At 51.1% G+C, this 14,425-nt stretch carries 11 protein-coding genes; 3 read left to right on the top strand and 8 right to left on the bottom strand.

Annotated elements, in window-relative coordinates; translation table 11 throughout:
* Nucleotides 1-9: 9 nt before the first annotated feature.
* The 6 genes from C0081_RS17075 to C0081_RS17050 form a co-directional block, all read right to left on the bottom strand.
* A complete protein-coding gene (locus C0081_RS17075) occupies nt 10-1,881 on the bottom strand; it encodes an extracellular solute-binding protein (RefSeq protein ID WP_101535059.1) in 1,872 nt (623 codons plus the stop codon).
* 52 nt (nt 1,882-1,933) lie between these two features.
* Nucleotides 1,934-3,820 carry an extracellular solute-binding protein gene (locus C0081_RS17070; RefSeq protein ID WP_101535260.1) on the bottom strand — a complete coding sequence of 629 codons (1,887 nt, stop codon included), beginning with the start codon at nt 3,818-3,820 and terminating at the stop codon, nt 1,934-1,936.
* Between the two features lie 296 nt (nt 3,821-4,116).
* Nucleotides 4,117-4,614 carry a YbaK/EbsC family protein gene (locus C0081_RS17065; RefSeq protein WP_101535058.1) on the bottom strand — a complete coding sequence of 166 codons (498 nt, stop codon included), beginning with the start codon at nt 4,612-4,614 and terminating at the stop codon, nt 4,117-4,119.
* Nucleotides 4,615-5,910, bottom strand: coding sequence for a nicotinate phosphoribosyltransferase (pncB, locus tag C0081_RS17060; protein WP_101535057.1), 1,296 nt, complete (start codon nt 5,908-5,910; stop codon nt 4,615-4,617). It abuts the gene before it with no gap.
* Between the two features lie 94 nt (nt 5,911-6,004).
* A complete protein-coding gene (pncA, locus tag C0081_RS17055) occupies nt 6,005-6,616 on the bottom strand; it encodes a bifunctional nicotinamidase/pyrazinamidase (protein ID WP_101535056.1) in 612 nt (203 codons plus the stop codon).
* A gap of 583 nt (nt 6,617-7,199) precedes the next feature.
* Nucleotides 7,200-7,721, bottom strand: a complete 522-nt coding sequence (locus C0081_RS17050) for a c-type cytochrome (protein WP_101535055.1) — start codon at nt 7,719-7,721, stop codon at nt 7,200-7,202.
* A 190-nt stretch (nt 7,722-7,911) separates the two neighbouring features.
* On the opposite strand from C0081_RS17050, the gene C0081_RS17045 reads away from it, so the two are divergent.
* Nucleotides 7,912-8,667, top strand: coding sequence for a 3-deoxy-manno-octulosonate cytidylyltransferase (locus C0081_RS17045; protein WP_101535054.1), 756 nt, complete (start codon nt 7,912-7,914; stop codon nt 8,665-8,667).
* A gap of 172 nt (nt 8,668-8,839) precedes the next feature.
* Complete coding sequence (locus C0081_RS17040) at nt 8,840-9,727, top strand: prephenate dehydratase (RefSeq protein ID WP_101535053.1); 888 nt, start codon at nt 8,840-8,842, stop codon at nt 9,725-9,727.
* 83 nt (nt 9,728-9,810) lie between these two features.
* Here C0081_RS17040 and C0081_RS17035 read toward each other — a convergent pair whose 3' ends face one another.
* The gene (locus C0081_RS17035; RefSeq protein ID WP_101535259.1) at nt 9,811-10,212 is read right to left on the bottom strand and encodes a hypothetical protein; all 402 of its coding nucleotides are present in this window, start codon (nt 10,210-10,212) and stop codon (nt 9,811-9,813) included.
* A gap of 293 nt (nt 10,213-10,505) precedes the next feature.
* Between C0081_RS17035 and C0081_RS17030 the strand changes: the two genes are divergently transcribed.
* A complete protein-coding gene (locus tag C0081_RS17030; protein WP_101535052.1) occupies nt 10,506-13,199 on the top strand; it encodes a bifunctional diguanylate cyclase/phosphodiesterase in 2,694 nt (897 codons plus the stop codon).
* A gap of 88 nt (nt 13,200-13,287) precedes the next feature.
* On the opposite strand, the gene C0081_RS17025 is transcribed toward C0081_RS17030, so the two are convergent.
* Nucleotides 13,288-14,211 (bottom strand): MBL fold metallo-hydrolase, encoded by a 924-nt coding sequence (locus tag C0081_RS17025; RefSeq protein WP_245417983.1) that lies wholly within the window; start codon nt 14,209-14,211, stop codon nt 13,288-13,290.
* Between the last annotated feature and the right edge of the window lie 214 nt (nt 14,212-14,425).

The following is a 14,425-nucleotide window of genomic DNA, read 5'->3' as shown; positions in this document are numbered from 1 at the left end:
GGTGTTTATTCAATCGTCTGTCCACCACCAGCTTTCGGGAATGAAGTCGTGTAATTTCCCAGATGTCGGCCAGCCAAAGCCCTTCCAGACACCAAGGGTATGAACAGGTTTGTTCCAATTGGGCACCCAATAATGCCCCGCACGCCAAATGCGATCAATAGCCTGACCGGCCGCCTCCATATCATCCCGCGTTTTGGCCGCAAGGCCTGCGTCCAGCATGGCATCAAGTACCGGATGTTTGACTCCGGCCAGATTGTAACTGCCCGGCGTGTCGGCCGCTTCAGATCCCCAGATCGAGCGGCTGGTCGGAGTTAGATTGGACGAGAGAGCATAACGCCTGCTGGTCATATCAAAATCAAAATTGTCCAAACGACTCTGGAACTGTGACGGGTCCACCAGCCTGAAATTGAGGGGAATACCAAGCAAAGCCAGATTGTTGGCCCAAGGCGAGACGACCCGTTCAAACGCGGGGCTGTTGGACAGTAACTCGATATCCAACACTTCGCCTTTGTCATCCACCCAGCCTTTGTCGCTGCGTTTCCATCCCGCTTCCGTTAGTAGCTTGTTGGCGCGACCCAGTAGCTTGCGGTCCTTGCCCGATCCGTTGGAAACAGGGGGGCTGTAAGGGGCATCAAAGACCACAGGATCAAGCTGATCGCGATAGGGCTCCAGCAAGGCCAACACCTTGCCCGTTGCGGCGCCTGAGGCTTTCATGTTGGTTCGTTCGAAGAAGGACTGCGTGCGTTGGTAGAGATCAAAAAACAGATTTTTGTTAGACCATTCAAAATCAAACGCCAGCGCTATAGCCTCGCGTGTGCGTGGATCTGCAAATTTGGCGCGCCGTAGATTAAAGAACCAACCTTGTGCGCCGGAAGGGCGGCCGTCGGGGACTTCCAGCTTAAAGGCTCGACCGTCTTCGAGCGCTGGGAACGCATATTGTGTTGCCCAGCTTTTGGAAGAGAATTCCTCGTAAAAATTTAAATCACCTTTTTTGAAGGCTTCAAAAAGAGCTGTGCGTTCTCGTGAGAACAGTAACCGGATTGTATCAAAATTGCCGTGCCCGATGGCCGTGGGCAGGTGCGCTCCCCAATAGTCAGGGTCACGATGATATTCGATAAAACTGCCCGCGTTCATCTTGCCAATGCGATAAGCACCTGAACCGATAGGCGGGGTCAGGGTGGATTTATCAAACGCTTTGTCTGCATAGTGAGCTTGCGCAAAAATGGGTATACTGGACGCCGCATCCAACAGCGCTTGGCGGGATTGCTTGCCCGAAAAAACCAGCGCCACTTTTCCGCCATCCAGCTCGGCGCGGTCCATCTGACCAAGCGCTGTTTTCATAAGCGGGTGGCCGTCTTTTTTCAAAATATTGTATGAAAAGACAATATCTTGCGGCGTGACCGGAGCGCCATCATGAAAACGAGCATCTTGGCGCAGGGTAAATGTCAATCGGTTGCCGTCAGGGGATAGCGACACGGAGCGGGCCAAATGGCAATAGACCGCGTCTGGCTCGTCATAGGCCCGCACCATCAATGTATCAAACAACAATTCAATACGAGGTGGAGCATCCCCTTTGAGTACAAATCCATTGAGTGTATTGAAGGTTTGCGGGTTTTGATTGAAGGCCCAGCTGGGGGCGGTAAAAGCAAAGCGTCCGCCCTTGGGCGCGGTGGGGTTGATATAGTCAAAATGGGCAAAGTCGGGCGCATATTTCAAACTGCCAAAGACTGACAGGCCATGCAACGCGGTGCTGGTCCAGCCGACAAGAGGACGCCCCAGCAAGTCAATGCCGGAAGCGGCGATGAGTGCGGATGTTTTGAGAAAGGCGCGGCGGTTCAAACCGGATCGGGCGCGTGTGTCTGTCACGGTCTGCTTTGGCACGGCGGCTTTCTCCTTGGCTGGTTGCGAGTACTGTTGTAACAAAGCGGCGGGATCAGTTTTTCTCTTCTATATCGGCCGCTTTGTCTGCATCCCACCACCAAATGGTCGGAAACCCATGGGTCAGCAATGGCAGTTTTGGTGGATGGCCAAAGCGATCCCAACGGGCAATGCGCGACGCATCCAGATGCCAAGTCGGGATCATATAATGGTTGGCCAGCAAAACACGATCCATCGCGCGGGTTGCAGCCACAAGGCTTTCGCGATTCTCGGCAAAGACGATTTTGTCAATCAGCGTATCAATCGCAGGGTTTTTGACCCCTGCATAATTGGCTGATCCTTCCCGATCAGCCGAAGCTGTGCCAAAATATTCGCGCTGCTCATTGCCTGGTGACAGGCTTTGCCCCCAAGCCAGATAGGCCATGTCAAAATCACGACTGCGTAGGCGATTGACATATTGTGCGCTGTCGACAAACCGGACAGTCAAAGCCACGCCTATACGCTGCAAAGACGCTTGGTACCTCAGAGCGATCCTCTCGGTTGCCGGACTTGAGACAAGGAATTCAATCTCGAAAGCTTCGCCCTTATCGTTACGCATGACGGTCTTGGTGGGGTCACTTTCTACGCCGATCGCCACCAGGATCGAATGGAAGAAGCCTGTTTTCTTCTTGGTTTCATCGACTTCGGTTTTAGGCTCCCACCCCCCTTCCTTGAACAGGGCAAGAGCTGTTTTCAGGTTGTCGCGCAGATCTTCACGGCTTTCCACCTTCGGGTTGGTATAGGCCTTATCAAAGACCGAAGCGGGGATCTGGTCTCGCAATGGCTCCAGAAAGGCCAGCTCTTTCTCGTCCGGCAGTCCGCTGGCTGCCAGCTCTGTGCCAAAATAGTAGCTGTCACTGCGTTTATACTGACTATAAAACAGGGTTCGGTTCATCTCTTCGAAATTGAAGACATAATTGAGCCCTTCGCGCACTTTGGGATGAGAGAATTTCTCGCGCCGAAGATTGGGCCAAAAGCCGCCCGTTACTCCCGATGCACGGTCTGGGACCATCTCCAACACCACGCGGCCATCTTTCACCGCCGGAAAATCATAAGCTGTGGCCCAGTTTTTGGCGGCGTTCTCTAGACGGAAATCATAGCCATCAGATTTGAAGGCTTCCAGCATCACTGTTGCATCGCGGAAATATTCATAGCGAACGGTGTCAAAATTATTCTGGCCAATCATCACGTTGAGGTCTTTGGCCCAATAGTCTTTAACGCGTTCAAACTCGATATATTTGCCACCGCTGAAGTCTTTTATTTTATAGGCACCAGAGCCCAAGGGTGGCTCAAGCGTGGCGCCTGAAATATCGCGCGGATTGCCGTTGGCGTCGGTGCCCGTCCACCAATGCTTGGGCAAGATCAACAATTGACCAACAATATGTGGCAGTTCGCGGTTGCCTTCCTGATCAAAGGTAAAGGTCACTTCCCGCTCGCCTGTGATCTCGGCTTTGGTGACATTTTTATAGTAGAATTTTCGCTGCGGATTCAGGTTGGTCAATTGCTCAAAGGACCAGACCACATCTTCTGCCGTAATGGGGGTTCCATCATGCCAGAAAGCGTTATCCCGAAGGCGGTATTTCACATAGGAGTAATTCGGGCCCACATACATCGCATCAGCAATCAAGCCATAGTCGGATGAGATTTCATCATAGGCTGATGTCATCAAGGTATCATAGATCAAACCAAGACCGGACGCGGGCTCCCCCTTGGGAATGATGACGTTAAAGCTGTCAAAGCTTCCTTGCAAAGCTTGTCGCACGACGCCGCCCTTGGGGGCGTCTGGATTGACATAGTCAAAATGCGTAAAGTCGGGTTGATATTTTGGCTCGCCCATCAGGGATGACCCGTGCAACCATGTTTCAAATTCCAGCGCTTGAGCGCTGCCATTTCCAGACAGCATATCGACCGCGCCCGTCGACAACAGGGCCAGCCCCAAAAGACTGGCGCGCAAGGCGTTAAGGCTGCGACGGCGTAAGGAATGAGGCACAGGGTATCTCCTTCAAATCACTGACTGCAATAATTTTAACAAAGCATATCGGCATCAAGTAGCACCAAATGATTGCTTACCGTACACTTTTGTCCACAAACCAGCCAGACAATAAGCTTAACAGTCATTGTTGAGTGGAATTGGTTCGCAATATGGCAGTCTTGCACATATTTCCATGAATTTTTCGTAATAATCCCGAGGGCTTAGCTTTATTGTTTGCCTTTTAGCAATCGTGCATTCGTACCGTCGATAAGCCTATCAGGTGAAATGCTAAACACAGCATTGGGGGCTCCGGCTGCTGCCCACACCATTTCAAACTCAAGAAGATCGGGGTCAATATAGACATCCATTGCACAGAGATGCCCGATAGGAGACACACCACCGATGGCAAATCCGGTCTCCCGACGCACCTTTTTCGCATCAGCGCGATCCAACGCGGAGCCAATGACGTTGGCTGCCAAATCCATATCTACCTGATTATGTCCCGCAATCAATAACAAGACCAGCTGTTGATTGTCGTGCCGTTCAAAGATCAGGCTTTTAACAATTTGTCCGACTTGGCACCCGCAGGCCACAGCGGCATCCTGGGCTGTGCGCGTTGATGCGGGCATGGTGATAATCTCGATATCGAAACCCAAGGCAATTGCGGCTCCGGCGACCCGATCCTTGGAGCTTCGTTTGGGCGTATGCTGGTGGTTTCCGGACATCTAAACCACCACCTTTTGTGCCACTTGGTCGCCAACACCAAAGACACGTTTGTAGCGCTCGATTTCATCTTTGGGGCCCATGGCTTTGTTTGGATTATCCGAAAGCTTGACCGTCGGCCGGCCATTGGCTGAGATTGCCTTGCAAACCAGAGAGAAGGGGGCGAGGCGATTGTCAGGAACCAAATCGCGGAAATCATTGGTCAACAGCGTGCCCCAACCAAAGGAAATACGCGCTCGATCATTGAATCGGTGAAAGAGCGTGTCAATTTGGTCCACATCCAGCCCATCAGAAAAGATGATGCGCTTCTCGCGTGGGTCCTCTCCTCGTTGTTGCCACCATGCGATGGCAGCCTCCGCCGCATCGGCGGGGTGACCACTGTCAATGCGAATGCCTGTCCATCCGGTTAGCCAATCCGGCGCATGCTCTAAGAAGCCTTTGGTGCCGTAGGTGTCAGGCAAGATAATCCGCAGATTTCCGTCATGTTCGCGTTGCCAGTCTTCCAACACACGATAGGGAGCATTGGCCAGAGCAGTATCGCCTTCTGCCAGTGCCGAATAGACCATCGGCAACTCGTGGGCATTGGTACCGATCGCTTCAAGTTCCCGGTTTTTGGCGATGAGGCAGTTGGATGTACCAACAAAATTGTCACCAAGGCCTTCTTTTACGGCCTGCACACACCAGTCTTGCCACAAGAAAGAGTGCCGTCGGCGGGTACCGAAATCAGCGATTTGCACGTCGCCGATCGCGCGTAACCTTTCAACCTTTTGCCAAAGGTGGGTCATGGCGCGGGCATACAGAATTTGCAGCTCAAACTTGGCCATAGACTGCAGAACCGCACGGGAGCGTAGTTCCATCAGAACGGATAGGGCAGGGACCTCCCACATCATTACCGCAGGCCAGTCGCCCTCAAAACTCAATTCATATTGATCCCCCACCCGTTCCAGGTGATAGGGTGGCAGGGTCAGATTTTCGAACCATTCCATAAAGTCAGGCCGAAACATTGAGCGCTTGCCATAGAACATGTTGCCGCGCAGCCAAGTGCTTTCACCCCGTGACAGCTTTAATGTGCGGATGTGATCCAGCTGTGCCCGCAATTCCCCTTCGTCTATCAAATCAGCAAGGGGGACATCTTTGGAACGGTTGATCAGGCTGAAGACCACATGCACATTGGGTTTGTTATGAAAAACCGACTGCGCCATCAACAGCTTGTAAAAATCGGTGTCAATTAGGGACCGTACAATGGGGTCGATTTTCCATCGATGGCTGTAGACGCGCGATGCGAGATCCGTGGTCATGAACTGTCCTTGGACAAAATAAACATTGCTACAATGCTGGCCTAGCAAGAGACAGGTTGCAAGCGGATTCTACGAGTCGGTAGCGCTTGTTGGCTCATGCCTGCAGTTGCACACCATGCCCACGCATATCATTCATCGCTTGATCCAGCGACCCATCAAGATCAATTGCGCGGCAGGCTGACAGATCAACGCTCACGTCAAAGCCCAGCTTTGCTGCATCCACAGCGGAATAACGGACACAAAAATCTGTAGCCAATCCAACAAACGTCAAGGAGCTAACACCCCGTTCGCGCAAATAGCCTTCCAACCCTGTAGAGGTGTGGTGATCATTTTCAAAAAAGGCAGAATAGCTATCGATGTCGCGATTGTTACCCTTGCGCAAGATAATATCAGCCCGGTTTGTTTCCAGTTCTTTATGGAATGCGGCCCCCAGAGTGCCTTGTACACAATGATCGGGCCAGAGGATCTGATCGCCATAAGGCATCTTGATGCTGGAATAAGGCGCTGCATCGGGGTGATTGGAGGCAAAAGAACGATGATCGGCGGGGTGCCAGTCTTGTGTCAGGACGATGCGTGAAAAAGATTGCTGCATGAGATTGATTTTTTCGATGATGGCATCGCCACTCGACACGGCAAGCGCACCGCCGGGGCAGAAATCATTCTGAACATCAATTACGACTAGGGCGTCATGGGTTGAAATATCCATACAGCCGACCTTTCGATTGAGCCTTCGGCGCGGCCACATTCGATGGGAGCGAACCAAGGGCGATAGCATAGGGCCAATAACGTGCCTTGACCTTATTTCAGATGTCTCATTTGTGAAAGGGCAAAGGTGGCGATAGACGGGCCTCTCAGGCATTCCATCAAGAATCAGCCGCATCGATAGGCAGACCATCGAATCCAGATGTGCGAACTTCAACACCGTGCCATAGGGGCCTTGGTTGCTTGTTCCCCAAAATGTACGGATTCTTGCAGGTTGATCCACTGGTAGGTCGATTTGTCACAGATCAGATATAAGCACGAAAATATCGCGCAGCAATCAGAAGGGGACAGCCTTTCTTTCGGCGAAGGAGACGACTGTTTGACTGCTGCTTCAAGAGCCGAAAGGTAACAAAAAGGCCGGGAGTGTCCCGGCCTTTGAAGAGTAATGGTGACCTGTGGTCTCGTGCGTGTCGCGCCTTAAGGGCTTTATGTCTTCATCGGCAAAACCGGTGCAGCGCTTGCCTTGACAGAACGCTCTCGGATTTGCCGCTGAATGCGACACAGAATGCGTCACTGGGCGGCTGGCACTAATTGCTCAGGCTTTGCAAATAGCTAACCAGATCGGCGCGGTCCTTGTCTTTCTTGAGGCCTGCAAAGCCCATGGACGTTTTTTCGACCAGATCCTTGGGTTTGGTAAGGAAACTGTTCAGTGTTTCCACATCCCATGATTTGCCTTCAGAAAACTCGGTCATTGAGCCAGAATATTTGAACCCATCAATAGAAGCTACGGCGCGGCCAACGATGCCATGCAGGTTCGGTCCTGTTTTGTTGGCACCACCAGCGTCAAATGTATGACAGGATGCACATTTCTTGGCGACCTTGGCGCCTTTATCTGCATCAGCGGATGCAAGCAAAGTGGCAAAATCTACCGTTTCGACTACTTCTTCTGGGGCGGCTTCTTGCGACGCGTCGGCCACTTCAATCACATAACCAGGTTTTTCTGGGGTTTCTGCATGAAAGATGAAGCTGGTAACCATGCCCGTGACCATGATAAAAATCAGGGCCATCAGAAATGCTCCAAAGGCTTTGTTCAGTTCGAAAGAGTTCATCGGTCCTTGCTCCGGGTCTATTGAAGGACGTGACGGATGCGGCGTCCATTCGGGTACTGGTATCGTTCGATTACTATTTGAAGCGGAAACTACTAGCTTTTCCGGATGAATGTCCATAGGAATAGCGGCTAAGATAACCCAACTTTGGCCATAGTCATGTCCTTTTTCAACAATATTGGGAGAATGCCGTATGACCCGGCGCACCGCTAACTCAAATCCGATCATTTTAATTCCTGCTCGTATGGCCTCTGTAAGGCTGCCAGGCAAGCCTTTGGTCGATATTGCTGGTGACGCCATGATCGTACAAGTTTGGCGCCGAGCCATGGAAGCAGACATCGGTCCGGTGCTGGTGGCGTCCGATTGTCATGAAATTGCTCAGGTCGTGCGCGATGCCGGTGGTGATGCTGTTGTCACAAATCCCGCGCACCCGTCTGGCTCCGACCGCATTTTTGAGGCTCTGGAGCATTTCGATCCCAACAAGCGCTTCAATACCATCGTCAATGTTCAGGGCGATTTGCCCACCATTGACCCGCGTGCCATACGGGCTTGCTTCTTGCCTTTGGAAGATCCGGATGTGGATATTGCAACAATCGCGGTAAAAATTACCGACGAGGACGAAAAAACCAATCCCAATGTGGTGAAGATCGTCGCAACCCCCGTCGGTCCGAACCGTATGCGAGCCCTTTATTTCACTCGAGCTACCGCACCTTATGGGGATGGCCCACTTTATCATCACGTCGGCCTATATGCCTATCGGCGCGATGCGCTGGAACGCTTTATCACCTTGCCTGTCTCGCCACTCGAGGCGCGTGAGCGTCTGGAGCAATTGCGAGCTTTGGAGGCAGGCATGCGCATTGATGTTGCTATGGTTGATGATGTCCCTCTGGGCGTGGATACCGAAGCTGATCTTAAAAAGGCACGTCGCATCTTGGATACACGCCCATAACAAGAGCGTGGCTGTAGCGACGCCATTTTTGCACGCTTCAGGAACACTTGCCCTTTACCCTAGTCTGGGTATATCCCACCTTATGTTGCTACCGTCAGCTTGGGGCATAGAAAACCCGTAAGCCTAAATCTCTTATTTAGAGGGCATCCGCCCAATCCATCAAGGAGTCGTCATGATCGTCAGAAAAGTTGTTTTTCAGGGTGAACTAGGTGCCAACTCGCACATTGCCTGCAACAATGTCTTTCCTGAATGCGAGGCGGTGCCCATGGCCACCTTTGAGGAGTGCTTTAACGCTGTGCAGAACGATGAAGTCGATCTGGCTATGATCCCGGTGGAAAACTCCGTCGCGGGCCGTGTCGCCGACATTCATCATTTGATGCCCACGTCTGATCTGCACATCATTGGTGAGTATTTTGATCCAATTCATCATCAGCTTGTCGGGCTGCGCGGTGCCAAACTGGAAGACATAACAAGTGTGCAAAGCCATGTCATGGCTTTGGGCCAATGTCGCAAGGTGATCCGCGATCTTGGTGTCAAGGCGGTCATCGGTGCGGACACTGCCGGTTCAGCCCGTCAGGTGTCGGAATGGAAAGATCCAACCAAAGCTGCGATCGCGTCCGATCTTGCAGCCGAAATTTATGATCTTGATATTCTCAAGTCAGATGTCGAAGACGAGGCACACAATACAACGCGTTTCATCATCCTGTCCAAATATCCTATCAAAGCGGATCAGGGCAACGGGCCGGTGATTACCACATTTTTCTTCCGAGTGCGCAACGTGCCCGCCGCTTTGTATAAGGCTATGGGCGGTTTTGCGACCAATGGCGTCAATATGACCAAGCTGGAAAGCTATCAGACCGGCGGCAAGTTTTTTGCGACCCAGTTTTATGCCGATGTTGAAGGTCATCCAGATGACCCGAACGTCAAACTGGCATTGGAAGAATTACAATTTTTCTCTGCTGAGCTGAAAATACTGGGCATTTATCCAGCACATGAGTATCGCCAGACCATCAAAGAACCTGAGGCCAATCGTGCGTTGCGTCCCAGCCCCGATGTCTAATGAACTCGGTCAGCTGTGGTCTATCTATCAAAGAAAAAGCCGGTCAAACACCGGCTTTTTCTTTGATAGATAGACCCTATGTCTCAGCATTTTTTTGCATAGGTGAAAACCAGCGTGTCTCGTGTCCAGCGCCCTGTGCCGCGACAGCGTTTATGCACTTCACGATCGCCGTGCATGGTGACGCCCAGTTGATCTGCTTGCACAGGGCCTTCAACATGATATTCCAATGGAGTGTCAGGACAATATTTTGAAAAAACCCGTGCAGTTCCGGAATACCAATTGCCACTCTTGCGGCCGTTAAAGAGCAATGTGCCTCGTCCTACCGAAAGACCGGCACGCGGCCGTTCGTAAGAGAACCATCTTTGATTGCCTTGTGCCTGAAGCCGCATCAATGAACCATTGTGCCACCAACAGCTGTCCGCAGCGGCTGGCGCTATTGTCGCAAAAGTGAAAAATGAAGATACGACGCCAAATATTGCATGCATCCCCGCTGTCTTTGTCCGTTTTCTGAGTCGATCAAAAAAAATATTCATGTATGCCCCCCCCTAAATCAATGATTGCTGCTTCAGCTTAACATAGATAGATAATGCGTAAAATACCTAGAGAAACCGCAAGCCTGCATGAGATATTGGCATCCAGCGATGCGATATTCATTTGACTTATCGGCGTGTTTTATCAAAAAGCGATGTGCTCACGCTTTTTCAACCTTTTCTTGAGATGCTAGTGACTGTTCAATAACTGCCATTTGCAACCCAACGCCGAAAAGTAAAAGCCTATAATGAGTCAAAGCGTTTCCCGACAAAATGCTTTTTGGCAAAAAGCCAAACGGCGCATTTGGAATGTGGCCAATTTGCCCGCTATAATGGCGATGCTGGTTGTTGCTGCCTCTACATTTGTCGCGGAAGATCTCAACCAGAATGTGTATATACAGCGTGCGCGAGCCGATTTGCAGAATGAAACCAATCTTATTGCCGTCAAGTTGCAGGGATTGATAGAGGCGAACGTCAAATTGGTACGCGGTCTCTCAATCACCATCGCAACGGAACCGAACATTGATCAGATTAGGTTCGTTGAACTGGCCAAAAGCCTGTTTGATGGAAGCTCGGAATTGAAAAGTATTGCCGGTGCCCCTGAGCTGGTGGTGTCGATGATATATCCGGTCAAGGGCAATGAAAAAGCTATTGGTCTGGACTATCGCCGTAACCATGAGCAGCGGGCCATGGCCTTGCGCGCACGTGATTTTGGTGAAACAAATTTGGCTGGACCGATTAATCTGGTTCAGGGCGGGCAGGGGCTTATTGCTCGGTATCCCATATACTACAATCACGCTGTGCATGGCCTCCAGTTTTGGGGGCTTTTGTCGTCGGTCATCGACATAAACAAAATCTATCAAGCCAGCGGTCTATTGGATCAGGCAGAAGCCGATTTTGTTCTGGTTGGTAAAGATGGGAAAGGGGCTGCCGGTCAACAGTTCTTTGGTCCCAAACATGTCAATGATAACAATCCAGTGAGTGCAACTGTCGATTTCGGTTTGGGACAATGGGAGTTGCGTGCGGTCCCTAAATCCGGTTGGCACGTGACCCCACCCAACGTTTGGGCCATTCGCGGTGCGGCTCTGGCAGCCTTGTTGCTTGTGGTTTTGCCAATTGCTTTCGTCGGCTGGCTGTTTCGGGAACGAATGGCTCATCTCAACGCCAACCTCAATGGCCAAATAAAAATTGCCCGGATGAAAAAGCGCCTGGAATTGGCTCTTGAGACCTCGCAGATCGGTGTTTGGGAGTTTGAACCCAAAACCGGCAAGACGTCTTGGGATGGCCGTATGAACGAGCTTTATGGATTTCCTCAAGACCATGCCATTACAGGTGAGCAATGGATTGCGTGTCTGCACCCAGATGATCGTGAACGGGTTAATTCAGAAGTACAGGGCGTGTCTCAGGAGAGCGGCATGTACAAATCTGAATTTCGGGTGATTTTACCAGATGGTAAAGAAAGGACTATTCGTACCGTTGGCTCTATGATGAGCAATGATCTTGATGAGCAACGGTTGGTGGGCGTGAACTGGGATATTTCGGAAGATGTGGCTCGCGAAAAAGATCTCTGTGATGCACGAGCGGAGAGCGATCGGCGCTATCAGGAGCTCGAGATCGCCAAAGCGCGCATTGAAAACAACTCTCTGCATGATTTTTTAACTGGTCTTCCCAACCGACGCTATCTTGACGACAAGCTGAACGGCAATCATGGCAACACATGTTTGATGGAAGATACAACCTACCTGATGAAGATCGATCTTGATGGGTTTAAGGAGGTCAACGACAATTTTGGCCATGCTGCCGGTGATGCAATGCTTGTCAACGTAGCCAAAATTCTGAATCAGTTGATTATCAATGATGAGTTTGCTGCCCGTGTTGGTGGAGATGAGTTTATTGTCCTTTGCTGCTCCGGCATGAACGATCAGCGGCCGGCCGAACTGGCACGTCAGCTCATCGAGAAAATCCAAGTGCCGATTGTGTACAAGGGACGCACCTGTCGCCTTGGGGCAAGCATTGGGGTCGCTTGTGGTTTAGAAGCAGAAAAAGACTCGGACAAACTGCTCTCTAACGCGGATATGGCGCTCTATCAATCCAAACAGGATGGCAAGGGCTGTGTAACTTTCTTCAGTCAATCCATGTCTCAAAGTGCGCGTCATCAGCGCCAATTGGCGGATGATCTTTTGCGCGGCATCGAAAACCGTGAGTTTATAGCATTCTATCAAGGCCAATATTGTGCTCATACCCATGCCTTGGTCGGTACAGAAGCTCTGGCGCGTTGGGAACATCCTGAAAGAGGGGTATTGGCACCGTCCGAATTTGTAGAGTTAGCTGAGAGCCTCGGCGTCATGGGGGCAATTGACGCCATGATTCTGGACCATGCTGCCGAGACCCAAAAATACTGGACAAAGCTAGACTTTTCTGTTCCTCGCGTGTCGGTCAATGTGTCGGCCAAGCGATTGGGTGACAAAGAGTTGATTGCCAACCTCGAAAAAATGGATTGCGATCTTAGGACGCTGACTTTTGAATTGGTCGAGTCCACTTTCCTTGATCGCAGTGATGCGCAAGTGGCGGCAAACATCCGACAGATCAGGGAAATGGGTATCGATATTGAAATTGACGATTTCGGCACGGCATATGCCTCGATTGTTAGTCTGACGCACTTGTTGCCCAACCGGTTGAAAATCGACCGTCAACTCATCCAACCGGTGATCGACAGTGCCGATCAGCGCGAGTTGGTGCATTCCATCATTCACATTGGGCGCACCCTTGGAATTGGTACCGTAGCCGAAGGGGTGGAAAGCATGGAGCATGCAGAGATATTGCGCATCATGGGGGTCGATATACTTCAGGGATTCGCATTCTCGCGCCCGATGAATCGGGTGGACTTTGTTAAGGATCACTCCGTTGATAGTGAACAAAGAATTGTTGCCAACGTCTCGTAAGAAGCCATTAAGATAGGCGTTTTTATCGTTCTCAGTAATAAAAAGAGGCCCCGAACGTGGGGCCCCTCAGGCATTTCTGCTTGCGTTATTAAGCGGTCAATTGATAGCTGACGGGTACATAGCGGAAGCCGCTGTCTTTTTGTTCCACAAAGCCGGCAGCAGGGAATGGCATGTGATAGCCGATCATCGGCACACGATCCGCTGCCAACATGCCCAAAATTTTCCGGCGCGATTGGGCTGCCATTGCTTTGTCCATGTCAAATTTGACCTCCCAGTCTGGATAAGCAAGTGACCAGACATAGTGATTGGCCAAATCTGCCATCAACAGCAACTGTTTGCCATCGCTTTCTAACATGTAGGCCATGTGCCCGGGCGTATGGCCAAAGGCATTCATCGCTGTGATACCCGATGCAACACTGTCTCCATCGGACAAGAATGTCATTTTTTCAGCCAGAGGTTTGACATTGCTATCGAAGCCTTTGTTGCCGCTCTTGGCCCAGTGATCATATTCTTTCTGACCCGTTAGATAAACCGCATTGGCAAATGTCGGTTTGCCTTCGTCTATCAGCCCGCCGATATGATCGCCATGCATGTGGGTGAGCACAACATGCGTTACCTGATCCGGCGTCACCCCTGCCTCTGACAGTGCAGCACGAATGCCCCCTGCATTGAGACCGGTATCAAACAAAATAACATTGTCCCCGACGCGCACCAGAGATGGAGTAAAATAGAATTGCGCCATGTCTGTGCTGATGAAATTGGCGTCACTGACATTGCTAAATTCTTCATCAGAAACATTGAGGCCAAAAATCCCGTGCGGATTGTCGCGTGGCACTGATCCGGCCAGTAGGGCTACCACGTCCATGGAACCGATTTTAAACCCGCGCGCCTTTGCCATGGGCAACATCGCCTTGGGTTTGTCTGCTGCAAAACCGACACGGGGAGCCATCATCGCTCCGGTCGCTCCGACAGCTGCCAGCAATGCTGTGCGACGATCAATTGAAATGCTCAAATCTCTTCTCCTCATTGGTGCACTGGAAATGCCCGTTCGTTAACTCTCGCTTTTTTGAAAAGCGCAGGACCCTGTTGAGTAAGGATTTCTACGTTGTGAGACTGCATTGAGACCACAAAGCGATCAAAACAATTGTTTGTGAGGACAAGTCGCTTGGGAAGGACCTTCACCGCTGCGGTAATCAGTGATTAACGCTAATCAAAACTATTCAGCA

This window comes from Cohaesibacter celericrescens (assembly GCF_002866925.1).
GTDB classification, from domain to species: domain Bacteria; phylum Pseudomonadota; class Alphaproteobacteria; order Rhizobiales; family Cohaesibacteraceae; genus Cohaesibacter; species Cohaesibacter celericrescens.
Note: the sequence above shows the minus strand (reverse complement) of the source record. Positions and strands in the feature narration are given on the sequence as shown.